The sequence below is a fragment of the Streptomyces sp. 549 genome, assembly GCF_030124175.1.
Taxonomy (GTDB): Bacteria; Actinomycetota; Actinomycetes; order Streptomycetales; family Streptomycetaceae; genus Streptomyces.
Genome location: NZ_JASKMT010000026.1, coordinates 37,019 through 52,685, shown reverse-complemented (window position 1 = coordinate 52,685; position 15,667 = coordinate 37,019). Strand labels below are relative to the sequence as shown.

At 70.5% G+C, this 15,667-nt stretch carries 15 protein-coding genes; 5 read left to right on the top strand and 10 right to left on the bottom strand.

What is annotated here, in order from left to right; all coding sequences use genetic code 11:
• Positions 1-28: 28 nt before the first annotated feature.
• The 4 genes from pstB to pstS all read right to left on the bottom strand — a co-directional run bounded on the left by pstB (position 29) and on the right by pstS (position 4,200).
• Positions 29-805: a phosphate ABC transporter ATP-binding protein PstB gene (gene pstB, locus QNO07_RS22835; RefSeq protein ID WP_283994161.1), complete on the bottom strand. Its 777-nt coding sequence runs from the start codon at positions 803-805 to the stop codon at positions 29-31.
• Positions 806-837: 32 nt separating this feature from the next.
• Positions 838-1,926 (bottom strand): phosphate ABC transporter permease PstA, encoded by a 1,089-nt coding sequence (gene pstA, locus QNO07_RS22830; RefSeq protein WP_283994160.1) that lies wholly within the window; start codon positions 1,924-1,926, stop codon positions 838-840.
• Entirely contained in the window at positions 1,923-2,912 is a 990-nt protein-coding gene (pstC, locus tag QNO07_RS22825; protein ID WP_283994159.1) for a phosphate ABC transporter permease subunit PstC, read from the bottom strand. The genes pstA and pstC overlap by 4 nt, the downstream gene beginning before the upstream one ends.
• A 160-nt stretch (positions 2,913-3,072) precedes the next feature.
• Complete coding sequence (pstS, locus tag QNO07_RS22820; RefSeq protein WP_283994158.1) at positions 3,073-4,200, bottom strand: phosphate ABC transporter substrate-binding protein PstS; 1,128 nt, start codon at positions 4,198-4,200, stop codon at positions 3,073-3,075.
• Between the two features lie 385 nt (positions 4,201-4,585).
• Here pstS and QNO07_RS22815 point away from each other — a divergent pair, with 385 nt between their 5' ends.
• Positions 4,586-5,821: a C40 family peptidase gene (locus QNO07_RS22815; RefSeq protein WP_283994157.1), complete on the top strand. Its 1,236-nt coding sequence runs from the start codon at positions 4,586-4,588 to the stop codon at positions 5,819-5,821.
• 267 nt (positions 5,822-6,088) lie between these two features.
• Positions 6,089-7,285 (top strand): PP2C family protein-serine/threonine phosphatase, encoded by a 1,197-nt coding sequence (locus QNO07_RS22810; RefSeq protein ID WP_283994156.1) that lies wholly within the window; start codon positions 6,089-6,091, stop codon positions 7,283-7,285.
• 135 nt (positions 7,286-7,420) lie between these two features.
• On the opposite strand, the gene QNO07_RS22805 is transcribed toward QNO07_RS22810, so the two are convergent.
• The 5 genes from QNO07_RS22805 to QNO07_RS22785 all read right to left on the bottom strand — a co-directional run bounded on the left by QNO07_RS22805 (position 7,421) and on the right by QNO07_RS22785 (position 10,987).
• A complete protein-coding gene (locus QNO07_RS22805) occupies positions 7,421-7,762 on the bottom strand; it encodes a DUF2516 family protein (protein ID WP_283994155.1) in 342 nt (113 codons plus the stop codon).
• A gap of 224 nt (positions 7,763-7,986) precedes the next feature.
• Positions 7,987-8,604, bottom strand: coding sequence for a hypothetical protein (locus QNO07_RS22800; RefSeq protein WP_283994154.1), 618 nt, complete (start codon positions 8,602-8,604; stop codon positions 7,987-7,989).
• Between the two features lie 22 nt (positions 8,605-8,626).
• Positions 8,627-9,070, bottom strand: a complete 444-nt coding sequence (locus QNO07_RS22795) for a helix-turn-helix domain-containing protein (RefSeq protein ID WP_283994153.1) — start codon at positions 9,068-9,070, stop codon at positions 8,627-8,629.
• Between the two features lie 520 nt (positions 9,071-9,590).
• Positions 9,591-10,046 carry a hypothetical protein gene (locus QNO07_RS22790; protein ID WP_283994152.1) on the bottom strand — a complete coding sequence of 152 codons (456 nt, stop codon included), beginning with the start codon at positions 10,044-10,046 and terminating at the stop codon, positions 9,591-9,593.
• Between the two features lie 308 nt (positions 10,047-10,354).
• A complete protein-coding gene (locus QNO07_RS22785) occupies positions 10,355-10,987 on the bottom strand; it encodes an HAD family hydrolase (RefSeq protein WP_283994151.1) in 633 nt (210 codons plus the stop codon).
• 141 nt (positions 10,988-11,128) lie between these two features.
• Here QNO07_RS22785 and QNO07_RS22780 point away from each other — a divergent pair, with 141 nt between their 5' ends.
• The 3 genes from QNO07_RS22780 to QNO07_RS22770 all read left to right on the top strand — a co-directional run bounded on the left by QNO07_RS22780 (position 11,129) and on the right by QNO07_RS22770 (position 14,816).
• Positions 11,129-11,554 carry a helix-turn-helix domain-containing protein gene (locus QNO07_RS22780; RefSeq protein ID WP_283994150.1) on the top strand — a complete coding sequence of 142 codons (426 nt, stop codon included), beginning with the start codon at positions 11,129-11,131 and terminating at the stop codon, positions 11,552-11,554.
• Positions 11,555-11,559: 5 nt separating this feature from the next.
• Positions 11,560-11,976, top strand: coding sequence for a VOC family protein (locus tag QNO07_RS22775; RefSeq protein ID WP_283994149.1), 417 nt, complete (start codon positions 11,560-11,562; stop codon positions 11,974-11,976).
• Between the two features lie 497 nt (positions 11,977-12,473).
• Positions 12,474-14,816, top strand: coding sequence for an ATP-binding cassette domain-containing protein (locus QNO07_RS22770; protein ID WP_283994196.1), 2,343 nt, complete (start codon positions 12,474-12,476; stop codon positions 14,814-14,816).
• A 78-nt stretch (positions 14,817-14,894) separates the two neighbouring features.
• On the opposite strand, the gene QNO07_RS22765 is transcribed toward QNO07_RS22770, so the two are convergent.
• A complete protein-coding gene (locus QNO07_RS22765; RefSeq protein WP_283994147.1) occupies positions 14,895-15,653 on the bottom strand; it encodes a vWA domain-containing protein in 759 nt (252 codons plus the stop codon).
• Between the last annotated feature and the right edge of the window lie 14 nt (positions 15,654-15,667).

Genomic DNA, 15,667 nt, shown 5'->3' with positions numbered 1-15,667 from the left:
AGACGGTCGGCCCGTCCGCCGGGCCGGCTCAGCCGAAGCGGCCGGAGATGTAGTCCTCGGTGGCCTGGACCGAGGGGTTGGAGAAGATGCGCTGGGTCTCGTCGATCTCGATGAGCTTGCCGGGCTGGCCGATCGCGGCGAGGTTGAAGAACGCCGTCCGGTCGGAGACGCGGGCGGCCTGCTGCATGTTGTGGGTCACGATGACGATCGTGAACCGTTCCTTCAGCTCGCCGATCAGGTCCTCGATCGCCAGCGTGGAGATCGGGTCGAGGGCCGAGCAGGGCTCGTCCATCAGCAGCACCTGCGGTTCGACGGCGATGGCGCGGGCGATGCACAGGCGCTGCTGCTGGCCGCCGGAGAGGCCGGAGCCGGGCTTGTTCAGCCGGTCCTTGACCTCGTTCCACAGGTTGGCGCCGCGCAGCGACTTCTCCACCACGGTGTCCAGCTCGGACTTCTTGTAGCGGGCGTTGAGCCGCAGCCCGGCGGCCACGTTGTCGAAGATCGACATGGTGGGGAAGGGGTTCGGCCGCTGGAAGACCATGCCGATGGTGCGGCGGACCGCCACCGGGTCGACGCCGGGCCCGTACAGGGACTCGTCGTCCAGCAGCACCTTGCCCTCGACCCGGCCGCCGGGGGTCACCTCGTGCATGCGGTTGAGCGTGCGCAGGAAGGTGGACTTGCCGCAGCCGGACGGGCCGATGAAGGCCGTCACGGAACGGGGTTCGACGGTCATCGAGATGTCCTCGATGGCCTTGTGGGAGCCGTAGTAGGCGGTCAGACCGCTGACGTCGATGCGCTTGGCCATGGAGATCACTTCTTTCTTGCGTCTGCGTGGCCTCAGCGGCCGGTCTTCGGGGCCTTCCAGCGGGCGATGCCGCGGGCGGCGAGGTTCAGGATCATCACGAAGGCGATCAGCACCAGCGCCGCGGCCCAGGCACGGTCGTAGGCGTACTGGTTGCCGGCCTTGAACTGCTGCCAGATGAAGTACGGCAGCGAGGACTGCGGGTCCTGGAACGGGTTGTTGTTGATCGACGAGGCGCCGAACACCAGCAGCAGCACGGGCGCCGTCTCACCGGCGATGCGGGCGACCGCCAGCATCACGCCGGTGGTGATGCCGCCGATCGCGGTCGGCAGCACCACCTTCAGGATGGTCCGCCACTTGGGCACGCCCAGGGCCAGCGAGGCCTCGCGCAGCTCGTTGGGGACGAGCTTGAGCATCTCCTCGGTGGAGCGCACGACGATCGGCATCATCAGGATGGCGAGCGCCATCGCGCCGGCGAAGCCGGAGTAGCCGAAGTCGAGCAGGATGATCCAGAAGCTGAGCACGAACAGGCCCGCCACGATCGACGGGATGCCGGTCATGACGTCGACGAAGAAGGTGACGGCCTTGGCGAGCTTGCCGCGGCCGTACTCGACGAGGTAGACGGCGGTCAGCAGGCCGATCGGCGCGGCGATCAGGGTGGCCAGGCCGACCTGCTGGAGCGTGCCGAGCAGTGCGTGGTAGACGCCGCCGCCCGGCTGGAGGTCCCGCAGCCCGCTCATCGAGTGGGTCAGGAAGTACATGTCCAGCATCGACGAGCCGCGGGCGAGAGTCTCCCAGAGCAGCGACGCCAGCGGGATGATCGCGGCGAGGAAGCTGACCCAGACCAGGCTGGTAGCCAGCCGGTCCTTGGCCTGCCGCCCGCCCTCGACCGCGGTGCCCAGCACGAAGGTGGCGGCGACGAAGGTGAGGGCGGCGATCAGGCCCCACTGCACGCGGCTGGACAGGTCGGCCAGCACGCCGATGCCGACGCCTACGGCGATCGAGCCTGCGGCGATCGCGACCGGCGACCAGCGCGGAAGCCGGGGCTGGCGCAGCGTGGCGTGCAGGGCGTCCGCGGGTGTACCGGGGTCGGTGGAGTCCTTGTTGAGGACGGCGTTGCTCATGCGTTGGCCCCCGAGTACTCCTTGCGGCGGGCGATGATCAGGCGGGCCGCGCCGTTCACCAGCAGCGTGATGAGGAACAGGACGAGGCCGGACGCGATGAGCGCGTCCCGGCCGGACTCGCCGGCTTCGTTGAAGCCGGCGGCGATGTTCTGCGCGAAGGTGCCGCCGCCCGGGTCGAGCAGGCTCGCGTTGATGAGGAAGCTCGGCGAGATGACGGTGGCCACGGCCATCGTCTCACCCAGGGCGCGGCCCAGGCCGAGCATGGAGGCGCTGATCACGCCGGACCGCCCGAAGGGCAGCACCGACATGCGGATGACCTCCCAGCGGGTGGCGCCCAGCGCGAGCGCGGCCTCCTCCTGCATCTTCGGCGACTGCTTGAAGACCTCGCGGGAGACGTTGGTGATGACCGGCAGGATCATGATCGCCAGCAGGATGCCGACGGTGAACAGGGAGCGCGGTGCGCCGCCGTCGTAACCGAAGACCTGCGTCCAGCCGAAGAACTGGTCGAGCCAGGTGTAGAGGCCGGTCAGGTGCGGCACGAGGAACAGGGCGCCCCACAGGCCGTAGACGATGCTCGGCACCGCGGCGAGCAGGTCGATGACGTAGGCGAGCGGGGTGGCGAGCCGGCGCGGCGCGTAGTGGGAGATGAACAGCGCGATGCCGACGGCCACCGGAACGGCGATGACCATGGCGATGAGCGAGCTGACCACGGTGCCGAAGGCCAGGACGGCGATACCGAAGACCGGCGGGTCGGCGTTGGCGTTCCACTCGAAGGTGGTGAGGAAGTTGCCCTCGTTCTGGGCGAGCGCGATCACTGTGCGCCAGGTGAGGAAGGCGGCGATGGCCGCCATGATCACCAGCAGGGCGATGCCCGACCCCTTGGAGAGGCCGAGGAAGATCTGGTCACCGCGGTGGGTCGCCCGGCCGGCGGGGGTCGGCTGGCTCGGCGTCCTGGGTGGAGGCGTGGTGGTCGAAGCTATGTCCATGGTTTCTCCGGTCTGGGGTGCGGGCCGGCTGCTGCCGGTCCGGGCCCTGGCGGCGGTGCACCGGAAGGGGATCGGGGCTGTGCGTGGTGCTGCCGGGGTCCTGGTGGGGACCCCGGCGGGGTGGCGGCCCCTTCAGCGGGGCCGCCGGCGCTGCTTCAGGTCAGGAGAGGTTCGTGACGGCCTCGCGGACCTGGGTGATGACGTCCTCGGGGACCGGCGCGTAGTCGATCTCGGTGAGGGCCTTCTGGCCGTCCTCGCTCGCGGCGTAGGTGAGGAAGGACTTGAGCGCGTCCAGGTTCTCGGGCTTGTTGCCCTTGTCGCAGACGATCTCGTAGGTGACCAGGATGATCGGGTAGGCCCCTTCCTCCTTGGTCGAGTAGTCCAGCTCCATGGCGAGGTCGCCGTCCTTGCCGACGATCTTGCCGGCGGCGATGCCGTTGGTGGAGTTCTCCACGGTGGCTTCGACGGGCTCACCGGCGCCGGTGTCCAGCTTGACCGTCTTCAGGTCGTTGCCGGAGGCGTAGGAGAGCTCGAAGTAGCCGATGGCGCCGTCCGTCTGCTGCACGTTCGTGGCCACACCCGCGGAGCCGTTGGCCGACTGGCCGCCCTTGGCGGCCCATGCCTTGGCGGGCTCGTAGGGGTAGTCGTCGGGGGCGGCGGTGGCCAGGTAGTCGGTGAAGTTGTCGGTGGTGCCCGACTCGTCCGAGCGGTGGAAGGCCTGGATCTTGGTGGGCGGCAGGTCCACGTCCGGGTTCAGCTTCTTGATCGCCGGGTCGTCCCACTTGCCGATCTTCGAGTCGAAGATCTTCGCCAGGGTCGACGCGTCCAGGACCAGGTCGTCCACACCGGAGATGTTGTAGCCGACCGCGACCGGGCCGCCGACCATCGGCAGGTTGACGGCCTTGCCGCCGTCATTGCAGACCTTCGCGGACTGGGTGACCTCGTCCTCCTTGAGGGCGGAGTCGGAGCCGGCGAAGGTCGTCTTGCCCTGGAGGAACTCCTGGATGCCCGCACCGGAACCGGTCGGGTTGTAGTTGATCTTCGTGTTGGGGCAGGCGTCCTGGTAGGCCTGGACCCACACGTCCACGGCGTTCTTCTGCGCGGTGGAACCGGACGCCAGCAGGTTGCCCTGGCCGTCGCACTCGATGTCACTCGCGGCACTGGTCTGCTGGCCGCCGCCACCGCCGGCGTTGTCGTCCGAACCGCAGGCGGACAGGACGAGGGCGCCGGTGACCGCGAGAGCACCGGCGGTCAGGGCGCGAAGCCGGTTGGTGCGCTGAAGCTTCACTTCGGTTCAGTTCCTTCCTCTGCCCACCGGTCCTACTGACGGTGAGCGGCGGACGACGTGGCGTTCTCTTTCGACCAGCTATGCGCTGCGAGGCTCGCGAGCGCCATGCGACGCGCACCTCACCTGACCGAAGTTAGGCAGAAGAGGTGAAGTGCCCGACGGTCGAGAGTGAACACAAGGTGAACCTCATTGGTCGTATGTGTGGCCTCCCACGGCTGAGACGTGAATCGGTGGCTGCGAGTGCCCGGACGGCTCCGGGCGGTGTGTGAACGGCTCCGGCACCGGTGGGGGTGCCCTGTTGCATTCTGGCGGGTCGTGGAACGATCCGCGCGGGGGAAGCGTCGACGAGGCGTGGGGACGTCACCGCACGGGAGGGGTATTCACGGTGATACGCAAGGGGGCAGTACTGGTCTGCGCGGTGGGACTGCTGTCGGTGCCCGCCCACGGCGTCCACGCGGCCCACGCGGCGCCGCCGGAACCCGCGCCGCAGCAGTCCGCCGGCCCCGACCGGCCGGGCGTCCCCCAGCAGTCCGACCGCCCACTGCCCGACACGCCCCTGCCCCTCCCGCCCGGCACCTTCGGCCCGGGGGGCGACGTGGAGGGCGATGAGGGGGGCGGCACGGGGAACGGTTCCGGTGACGGCTCAGGCGACGGCCCCGGGGCGGGCGGGCAGGACGCCGCCGACGCCGCCCGGCTCGAACAGCTGCGGGCCCGTATCGAGGACCTGCACGACCAGGTCGGCTCCGCCACCGACGACTACAACGCCGCCGTGCAGCGGGTGGAGCGGCAGCAGAAGGCCGTCGACCGCCTCGCCCGCAAGCTCGACCGCAACCAGGACGAGCTGACCGACCTCAGCAACCAGGCCGGGGCCATGGCCCGGGCCCAGTACCGCGGCGGCGGCCTGCCGCCCGGCCGGCAGCTCGTACTGGAGCGGGACCCGGAGGACTTCCTGCACTCGCTCAGCCTGATGTACAAGGGCCAGCGGGCCACCGACGGCCTCCTGCGCGAACTGCGGACGACCCGCAGGACGCTGACCTCCGACGCCCGGCAGGCCCACGTCCAGTGGAAGAAGCTGGAGGCGAGCCGCAAGAAGCAGGCCGCGGCGAAGAAGAAGGTGGAGGAGCGGCTCGCGAAGGCCGTCAAGATCGAGTCGCAGCTCGCCTCGGGCGAGCGCACGCGACTGCGCGAGCTGGAGGAGCAGACCTCCTACCAGCGTCAGATGCGGTGGCTGAAGAGCGGCGTGCTCGACGAGATCAGCGGCAAGGCGTCCGCGGCCGGAAAGCAGGCCATCGCCTACGCCACCGCCCAGATCGGCAAGGACTACCGCTGGGGCGCCACCGGCCCGCGCACCTTCGACTGCTCCGGGCTGACCCTGCGCGCCTGGGAGGCCGCCGGCACCACGATCCCGCGCACCTCGCAGGAGCAGTGGAAGTCGCTGCACAAGGTCGACCTCAAGGACATGCGACCCGGTGACCTGATCATCTACAAGAACGACGCCAGCCACGTCGGCCTCTACGTCGGCGACGGCTCGATGGTGCACGCACCGCGCACCGGCCGCCAGGTCCGCATCGAGGGCGTCGGCGCCCTGCCCGTGCTCGGCGTCGTCCGCCCTGACGCGTGACGGTGACCCCCGCCCCGCGGTGACCCCCGCCCCGCGGTGGACGAGGACGGGCGGCGCGGCGGCGGGCGGCGCCGGTGGGTAGCCGGCCGGGCACACCGGGCTCCACAGGGGGCCGATCGTGCTGCTCACCGCCTGTGAACTACGGCATATGCCAATGCTTCCTCCTTACGAAGCATTCCCCGCAGCCTCCCCTCCGGTTAGGGTCACCTGCGGCACGCCGTGCAGGGTGCCGCACTGCCCTCGGGGGGAGGGAAGAGGAAAACGTTGATGTCCGTGCCGCTGGGTGACGAGACGAGAGCGGCGCCTGCCACCGTGCAGCTGCCGCGCCAGGCCGAGACCCTGCTCGTCATCCAGGCAGACCCCGCGGGGTCCCCGCCGCTGCCCGAGATGATCAACGCCTACGGCGGCCGGGTCCGGGTGCGGACCGCGCGCAACCTCACCGAGGTCGAGCGGCTGCTCACCGACGAGGTGCACTGCATCCTGGTCGACCTGGCACTGGGTGACCTCGAACTGCTCCGCCAGATCCTCGACCTCGCCCCCCGGCACGCCGTGCTCGTCCTCACCGACGAGGACGACGCCGAACGCGCCGCCGAAGCGGTCCGCATCGGCGCCCAGGACTACCTCTTCCGCGACGAGATGGACGCCCGCCTCCTCGGCCGGGCCATCCGCTACGCGTTGGAGCGCCGCCGGGCCGACGTCGCCCACCGGCAGCTCACCGAGTCCCGGCTGCGGGCCCAGGAGAACGCCCGCCTGGAACGCGGCCTGCTGCCCACGCCGCTGCTGCAGGGCAGCGAGCTGCGCTTCGCGGCCCGCTACCGCCCCGGCCGCTCCCGGGCCCTGCTCGGCGGCGACTTCTACGACACGGTCAGGACCAGCGACGGCACCGTGCACGCCATGATCGGCGACGTCTGCGGGCACGGCCCCGACGAGGCCGCGCTCGGCGTCGAGCTGCGCATCGCCTGGCGGGCGCTGATCCTGGCGGGCCTGTGCGGCGACCACCTGCTCGCCACCCTCCAGCAGGTGCTGGAGTACGAGCGGTCCAACGAGGAGATCTTCGCGACCATGTGCATGGTCGACATCTCCCCGGACGGCCGGCGGGCGGGTGTCTGCCTGGCCGGACACCCCGCGCCGCTGCTCTCCCACTCCGCCGGGCTGCGGCTGCTGCCCGAGGACGGCGCGGGACCGGCGCTGGGCCTGCTGTCCCGCGCCCGCTGGGCCCGTACCCAGGTGGAGCTGGGAGCGTCCTGGAGCCTGATGCTCTACACCGACGGAATGATCGAGGGCCACATCGGCGAGGGACGTGAGCGCCTCGGCCAGGACGGCATGCGGACCCTGGTCGCCCAGCGCCTGGCCCAGGGTGCACAGGGCCAGACGCTGCTGGACGGCCTGCTGGACGACGTCCGCCAGCTCAACGGCGGCGAACTGGCCGACGACGTCGCCGTCGTCCTGCTCGACCGCGGCTGAGCGGGCGGGCCACCGCGACTGAGCCCGCCGCCCCTGCGGGGCGGCGGGCTCGTGAGGTCGTGCGGCGACTCGTCAGGTCCTGCGGCGGGGTCCGGGTCCGGTCGGTGCGGGCCGGGGGCCGGGGCCGTGCGGGTGTCAGCGCCCGCCGTTGTAGGGGCCGTAGGGGCCGTCGCTGCTGCTGCCCCGGAAGCGTCCGCCACCGCCGCTGCCGGTCACCCGGATGAGCGCGGGACGCACGTCCACCATGTAGACGATGTTGGCGATGAGACCGGCGATGACCAGGAAGAAGAAGCTCAGGATCAGGTTCACCGCGACGATCACGCCGAGAATGATCAACCAGAACTGCTTCGTCTTCTTGTCCGCCGCACGGTAGGCGTCCTCGCGGCGCAGGGCCGCGTCCACGAAGCAGAAGATGGCGAAGATCAGCAGCCCGAGGAAGACAAAACTCAGCAGACTGTTGAAACCGTTCAGAAGCACGCTGGCCACCACCCTGGAGATTTGCCGTCCTTGCCATCCCACGCTACCCGGACGGAAGGCCGGGCAGGTACTCCCCGCCCGGCCTGTCCCGTCCTCGTGGGTCGTTCACCCGTGTCCCGGCGCGACCGCGCGTACGGACCCGGTCCCGGCCGTCCGCCTCGGGCGGCGCCGGAGCGACTGCTTGACCGCTTGACCGCTTGGGTCAGGAGTCGGACTTTCTTCGGTCAGGAGTCGGACTTCGGGGTCGACTTCTGGCCGGTGGTCTTCTTGGCCGCCGGGGTCTGACGCGCGGTGGTGGAGCGCTTGGCGCCCTCACCCTGCTTCTGCGTACCGGCGGTCTTCGCGGACGTGCCGGAGGTGCTCGACGTGCCGGACTTGGCGGTGGTCTTCGACGCGCCACCGGCCTCGGCCTGCTTCGTCTCGCCCTGCTTCGTGTCGGCCGGGGCCTCGGTGACGACGACGGCCTCGCGCTCGATGGTCGCCTCGTAGACGACGTCCTCGGACACGGACTTGGCACGCCACGTCTCGACGGCCGACTTGCCCTGCTCGGCGAGCGTGTCGTAGCCCTCCTTGGCCTTCACCGCGGCCTCGGCCGCGAAGCCGACGCCCTGGAGTGCGAAGTGCTGGGCCTGCTCGCGGACCTTCTTCAGGTCGGAGTCCAGCGTGGTGAGCACGTCCTGGAACCGGCCCTGCACGCGCTCCTGCACGGCCTTGGGGTCCGTCTGCCGGACCTTGGCGATGCGCTCGGGCGCCTCGGTGCGGACCTTCTCGATCACGCCGGCCGCGAAGTACAGCGGCGTCGGGTCGGTGAGCGTCTTGCGGAAGTCGGTGTTGCTGGGCATTGAGGGTCCCTCCCGGGGATGCTCAGGTCGGCTGCTCTGTGTGCTTCTCGGTGTGCTGCGGTGACGGCTTCGACGGAGGAGCCGCCGACGGGTCCTGCGGTGCGGCGCCCGGTGCGGCGCCACTGCCGTGCTGCGTGCGGAACGACTCGTAGATCTGGAGCAGCGCCTGCTTCTGCTGATCGCTGATCGACGGATCGGCAAGGACGGCGGCGACGACCCCGGTCTCCCCGGGCTCCCGCTCCTCCAGCATCCCGGCCCGCACATAGAGCGTCTCCGCGGAGATCCGCAGCGCCTTGGCCAGCTGCTGCAGGATCTCCGCGCTGGGCTTGCGCAGCCCGCGCTCGATCTGGCTGAGGTACGGATTCGACACCCCCGCGGCGTCGGCGAGCTGCCGCAGCGAGAGCTGCGCGCTACGCCGTTGCTCGCGCAGGAACTCGCCTATGTCACCGGGGTTCAGTGAAGCCATGCCTCCACCATGCACCCCGGTGCTAACTTTTGCAAGCGACTGCTTGCAAAAGTGTCGTGTCCCACATCGGGAGGGATCCGGACATGACGCGCTTGCCTTGATCGGGGTGGTTGCTGCTCGTGAGCAGGTTCGATGGCCCGTTTCCAGGTCGGCTGATCGACGCTGGCGGGCCTGCCGACCAGCCGTGCCGGTCGCGCGCGATTCGCGGCGGAGCTGTCACTTGTCGGCTGTCTCAAACGACTGGTCACGGAAGGAGAGCCGGTCGCTGCAGTGGTCCCAACAAGATCATCGATGGGCGCGGTCGGGTCGAGGCCGGTGATCTCGGATTGAACGTCCACTCGGGGCCGTCGGGGCCCGGATGTCCGCCGGGGAAGTCGATCTGCCCGGCCTGCCAGCACTCGCGGCGTCAGGTGACCCCCAGCCGATCCCGGGGTCCGACGTGCTCCGAAGGCCCGGCGGCCCCTCACTCCTCACCACTTCAGCAGCCCGAGGCTTCAGCAGCCCGAGGCGAACGAGGGAATCAGTACCTCTGAGTTCCTTCGAAGGTGTAGGGGCTGCAGTTGCTGCACGGGTCCAGCTGCTCGAACGCGTTGACGAACGCGGTGTCGCCCGCGACGCCCTCGGCCAAGACCTTCGCCACGCCGGTCTCGTCCTTCTGCCAGGTCTGCACCGAACCGATGGTCCGGTTGGGCTTGTCGAGGAGCTTGACCCTGATTCCCGCTTCCGGCAGGGACGTGAAGGTCAGGGTGATGTCGCCTCGTTCCGTCGTGGTCCGCACCACGTCCGAGACCAACCACGGTCCCTCGTCCGCGCCCTCGGCGTACACGGTGCCGCTGATCATGTGATCGCGTGCGTCACGCTTCGAACCCGCGCTGCTCGGGGCAGCGGGCTCCTCTGCGGTGCATCCGGTGAGGAGGACGGCGCTCAGCAGGAAGGGCGCGAGTCGCGCGCCGTGCCGGGTTCCGGACGTGGTCACTCGCACGGGAAGGTGGGGCAGGTAGTGCTGTCGGCTCTCATCGCGTTCCCTCGTGTAGCCCTGTGTATGGAGACCGCCGAGACATGCATAACGAGCCGCCCGAGCACAAAGAAGCACGGCGGAGAGTCGCCGGAATGGTCGAGAACTGCGAGAGTTCAAGCAGGCACAGAGTCCTGCTCTCGCGATTCATCCCCCGATGCCCCGTTTCCTGCGCGCTGGTCAGGCTGCGCAGGGGGAGAACGTGGTCGATGGACAAGCGGTGGTGCAAACCCCGTTCTCTCAGGGCGGGAGCACCTCCACGGCCTGCCTCAGGCATCCAGCAGGACGCCCAACGACGCACGCAGGTCGGCGGGTTCGCGGTAGTGCAGGCCGGTCATGCCGAGGGCGACCGCGGCCTCGACGTTCTCGAGCCGGTCGTCCACGAACAGGCAACGGTCCATGGCGGCGCCTGCCCGGCGGGCCGCGATCTCGTAGATCCTGCGGTCCGGCTTGGCCACGCCCACCCGGGCGCTGCTGACGACGTGGTCGGCGAGGTCCGCCAGACCCAGCGTCACCAGGTCGTCCTCCAGTTCCACGGTCGCGTTGGTCACCAGCACCACCGGCACGTGCGCCCGCGCCCGTCGCAGCATGGCGACCACCACGTCGTCGGCCCGGAACGGCGCCTTCGCCAGCGCTGTCGCCAGCTCGCGCGCCTGCGCCTTCGGCACCTGCCCTGCGAGCCTGGCCGTGATGGAGTCCACCCACAGCTCCTTGGTGATCTCACCGAGCAGCAGCGGCAGGTCCGTCTCCGGGGCGAACGCCACGCTTTCGGTGGTCCCCTCCGCCAGCCCGGCGCCACGTTCCAGGGCGGCCAACTCCGTCGTGTCGTAGAAGCGGATCACGTTGTCGAGGTCGCAGAGCAGCGCGTCGAAGGGCCGGTGGGCACTCCGGGGAGTTGTCACCGCCACAGGAGAGCACAGGGGCGGGACGCCGTACCCCGGCAGGTGCGCCCGGGGGCCTTCCTCAGCGCGGAACGGCCGTGACGTGGCGGTGTGCGCGGCGTGCCCGAGGTGGGGCCGCGGGCCCTGTGGGAGGGTGGGCGGGTGACGTTGGAGGACCTGGTCCGGCTGCGCCGGGCCCGTGACCGGATGGACCGCGAGTACGCGGAGCCGCTGGACGTTCCGGCGCTGGCGCGTACCGCGCTCATGTCGCCGGGCCACTTCTCCCGCAGCTTCCGTGCCGCCTTCGGTGAGACGCCGTACAGCTACCTCATGACGCGCCGGATCGAGCGGGCCAAGGCGCTGCTGCGGCGGGGCGACCTGACGGTGACGGAGGTGTGCTTCGCGGTGGGCTGTACCTCGCTGGGGTCGTTCAGCTCGCGCTTCACCGAACTGGTCGGCGAGAGCCCGAGCGCGTACCGGGCGCGCGACCACGAGGAGGGTGCTTCCATTCCGGCCTGCATCGCCAAGATGTACACCCGACCGATCAGGAATGGAGAAGCGAAACCACCCACCCCGCCCGTAGCGTGAAGCACATGGACATCACACTTTCGCAGTGCTTCATCGCCGTCGACGACCATGACAAGGCGCTCGCCTTCTACCGCGACGCGCTGGGCCTGGAGGTCCGCAACGACGTCGCGTTCGAGGGCATGCGCTGGGTGACGGTGGGCTCCCCTTCGCAGCCCGACGTGGCCATCGTGCTCGAACCGCCCCTCGCGAACCCGGAGGCCTCCGACGCGGACAAGAAGACCATGGCGGAGCTGCTGGCCAAGGGCCTGCTGCGCGGAGTCATCTTCGGGACGGCCGACTGCGACGCCACCTTCGAGCGCGTCCGTGCGGCGGGCGGCGAGGTGCTGCAGGAGCCGATCGACCAGCCGTACGGCGTCCGCGACTGCGCCTTCCGCGACCCGGCGGGCAACATGCTGCGCTTCACCCAGCCCCGCGCGAACTGAGCTGCGGCCCGGGGCACCGGGCGCTAGCCTGACGATCACCGGCCGGGCACGCCGCCTCGGCCGCCTCGGCCGAGGCGGCCGGTGATCGCCGATCGTCGCTGGCGATCCGAACGTCCCGGCCGTTGCGACCCGAGTGGCCCCTGCGACCACGCACCATCCCGGACGCCGCAGTCGGCCGTCACCGCCCCCCCGACGGCCGGCCGGTCGCCGGTAGCCGCCACCCGCCGCCACCGGCCGCACCGCCTTCCCGGCACCGCACCGCCCGCCCGCACCCGCACCGCTCGCCCCGCCAGGGGACGCCGCGGGGGCGGAGGCGGCGGCTCCGCCGCACAGACGAGGACATGATGAGCATGGCCACCCGCACCGGTCCGAACCCGTCCGCCGCCAAGGCGTCCCACGCGAAGACGGCCGCAACCAAGACGTCCGCCGCCAAGGCGTCCGCATCCCGGGCGCCCGCCTCCCCGTCGTCCGCGCCGCACGTGGCTGACAGCCACGGCATGATCCGTGTGCACGGCGCGCGGGAGAACAACCTGAAGGACATCAGCGTCGAGATCCCCAAGCGGCGCCTGACGGTGTTCACCGGTGTCTCCGGCTCGGGCAAGAGCTCCCTGGTGTTCGGCACGATCGCCGCGGAGTCGCAGCGGCTGATCAACGAGACCTACAGCTCGTTCGTGCAGGGGTTCATGCCGACGCTGGCCCGCCCCGAGGTCGACGTGCTGGAGGGCGTGACGACGGCGATCATCGTCGACCAGCAGCGCATGGGTGCCGACGCGCGCTCCACGGTCGGCACCGCCACCGACGCCCACGCGATGCTGCGCATCCTGTTCAGCCGGCTCGGGAAGCCGTACGTCGGCCCGCCGGGCGCGTTCTCCTTCAACGTGGCCTCGGTCCGGGCGAGCGGCGCGATCACGGTCGAGCGCGGCTCCGCCAAGACCGTGAAGCAGACGTTCACCCGTACCGGCGGCATGTGTGTGCGCTGCGAGGGCCGCGGCTCGGTGTCCGACATCGACCTCACCCAGCTCTACGACGACTCCAAGTCGATCTCGGATGGCGCGTTCACCATTCCGGGCTGGAAGTCGGACAGCTGGTGGACCGTGCGTACCTACGCCGAGTCGGGCTTCCTCGACCCGGACAAGCCGATCCGCGACTTCACCAGGAAGGAGATGCAGGACTTCCTGCACCGGGAGCCGACCAAGGTGAAGGTCGAGGGTGTCAACCTCACCTTCGAGGGGCTGATCCCCAAGATCCGCAAGTCGTTCCTGTCCAAGGACCGGGAGGCGATGCAGCCGCACATCCGCGAGTTCGTGGACCGGGCGGTCACCTTCACCACCTGTCCCGAGTGCGAGGGCACGCGGCTGAGCGAGGCGGCCCGGTCCTCGAAGGTCGAGGGCGTCAGCATCGCCGACGCCTGCGCGATGCAGATCAGCGACCTGGCCGACTGGGTCCGCGGGCTGGACGAGCCGTCCGTGGCGCCGCTGCTGACGTCGCTCCGGGACACGCTCGACTCGTTCGTGGAGATCGGGCTGGGCTACCTCTCGCTCGACCGGCCCTCGGGCACGCTGTCGGGCGGCGAGGCGCAACGCGTCAAGATGATCCGCCACCTCGGTTCCTCGCTCACCGACGTCACCTACGTCTTCGACGAGCCGACCATCGGCCTGCACCCGCACGACATCCAGCGCATGAACGACCTGCTGCTGCGGTTGCGCGACAAGGGCAACACGGTGCTGGTCGTGGAGCACAAGCCGGAGACGATCGCCATCGCCGACCACGTCGTCGACCTCGGCCCGGGGGCCGGGTCGGCGGGCGGCACGGTCTGCTTCGAGGGCACCGTCGAGGGCCTGCGGGCAGGGACCACGGTCACGGGTCGGCACCTCGACGACCGGGCCGCGCTGAAGGAGACGGTGCGCAAGCCGACGGGGAAGCTGGAGATCCGCGGCGCGGCCACGCACAACCTGCGGGACGTCGACGTGGACGTGCCGCTTGGCGTGCTCGTCGTCCTCACCGGCGTCGCCGGCTCGGGCAAGAGCTCGCTGGTGCAGGGGTCGCTGGTCGGCAGCCCGGCCGCCGCCGACCTGGGGGTGGTGTCGGTCGACCAGAGCGCGATCCGCGGTTCGCGGCGGAGCAATCCGGCGACGTACACCGGGCTGCTCGACCCGATCCGCAAGGCGTTCGCCAAGGCCAACGGTGTCAAGCCGGCGCTGTTCAGCGCCAACTCCGAGGGCGCCTGCCCGGCCTGCAACGGTGCCGGTGTCATCTTCACCGACCTGGCGATGATGGCCGGCGTCGCCACCACCTGCGAGGACTGCGAGGGCAAGCGGTTCCAGGCGTCGGTGCTCGACCACCACCTCGGCGGTCGTGACATCAGCGAGGTGCTCGCGATGCCGGTGACGGAGGCCGAGGAGTTCTTCGGCGCAGGCGAGGCGCGCACTCCGGCCGCGCACCGGATCCTGGAGCGGCTCGCCGACGTCGGGCTCGGCTACCTCAGCCTCGGCCAGCCGCTCACCACGCTGTCCGGCGGTGAGCGGCAACGGCTCAAGCTGGCCACCCACATGGGCGGCAAGGGCGGCGTCTACGTGCTCGACGAGCCGACCACCGGCCTGCACCTGGCCGACGTCGAGCAGCTGCTCGGTCTGCTGGACCGGCTCGTCGACTCCGGCAAGTCGGTGGTGGTCATCGAGCACCACCAGGCGGTCATGGCGCACGCGGACCACCTCATCGACCTCGGCCCCGGCGCCGGTCACGACGGTGGCCGGGTCGTCTTCGAGGGGACCCCGGCCGAGCTGGTCGCCGCCCGCTCCACCCTCACCGGCGAACACCTCGCCGCCTACGTCGGTGCCTGACCGGGCCGGGCGCCTCCGCCGTGCGGGGCAGGGTTCGAGGGCCGGTCGTGCGGCCTCGCACGGGGGTGGCGGAAGGGGTCAGTCGCGGAGGATGGCGGCGGCTCCGGCCGCGGTGAGCCAGTCGGGGAACTCGTGGAGCAGCTGGTCGTAGAGCTCGGCGTCGGAGATCGCCTTGGGGGAGTGCCCGGCGGCGAAGAACCCGGCGTTGTCGACGACCCGCCGTCCCGGTGCGGGCAGGTCGTCCAGCTTGCGCAGGAAGCGGAACTCGTCGTCGCCGAAGCCGACGAACTGCCAGAAGACCGGCAGTTTCGCGGCCGAGCACAGCACGTGCTCGGCCGCGGTCTTCGAGGTGGGCGCGCCGTCCGTCTGGAAGACGACGAACGCCGGGTCGCTCGCGCCGGACGCCTCGTAGTGGTCGATGACCGCCTGCATGGCCAGGTGGTAGTTGGTGCGGCCCATGTGCCCCATCGACTCGTGCAGCGGGTTGATGCGGTCGCGGTAGGAGTCGAGGCTGATCTCGGCGGTGCCGTCGATGTCGGTGGAGAAGAAGACGACGGGCACCACGCCGTCGTCGTCCAGGTGCGCGGCCAGTGCGAGCGTCTGCTCGGCGAGGTGCTGCACCGAGCCGTCGCGGTAGTAGGGACGCATGCTGCCGGACCGGTCCAGGACCAGGTAGACGGCGGCGCGCCGGCCGCTGACGCGGTGCTTGGCCAGCGAGACGGCGGCCGTCTTGTAGAGGTTGACCAGGCCCGGGGCGCGCTCGGTCACCTTCTCCAGGTTGAGCGGCCCGGTGGGCGAGGACGAGGGCGCGGGCTGCTTGCGGTAGTCGATGGCCATGCGTCGACAGTGTC

Bases quoted from the DNA above. Each gene is read 5' to 3' on its own strand.
- pstB (WP_283994161.1), bottom strand. From the start codon at position 805: ATGGCCAAGCGCATCGACGTCAGCGGTCTGACCGCCTACTACGGCTCC.
- pstA (WP_283994160.1), bottom strand. From the start codon at position 1,926: ATGAGCAACGCCGTCCTCAACAAGGACTCCACCGACCCCGGTACACCC.
- pstC (WP_283994159.1), bottom strand. From the start codon at position 2,912: ATGGACATAGCTTCGACCACCACGCCTCCACCCAGGACGCCGAGCCAG.
- QNO07_RS22810 (WP_283994156.1), top strand. From the start codon at position 6,089: ATGTCCGTGCCGCTGGGTGACGAGACGAGAGCGGCGCCTGCCACCGTG.
- QNO07_RS22800 (WP_283994154.1), bottom strand. From the start codon at position 8,604: ATGCCCAGCAACACCGACTTCCGCAAGACGCTCACCGACCCGACGCCG.
- QNO07_RS22795 (WP_283994153.1), bottom strand. From the start codon at position 9,070: ATGGCTTCACTGAACCCCGGTGACATAGGCGAGTTCCTGCGCGAGCAA.
- QNO07_RS22775 (WP_283994149.1), top strand. From the start codon at position 11,560: ATGGACATCACACTTTCGCAGTGCTTCATCGCCGTCGACGACCATGAC.
- QNO07_RS22770 (WP_283994196.1), top strand. From the start codon at position 12,474: ATGATCCGTGTGCACGGCGCGCGGGAGAACAACCTGAAGGACATCAGC.
- QNO07_RS22765 (WP_283994147.1), bottom strand. From the start codon at position 15,653: ATGGCCATCGACTACCGCAAGCAGCCCGCGCCCTCGTCCTCGCCCACC.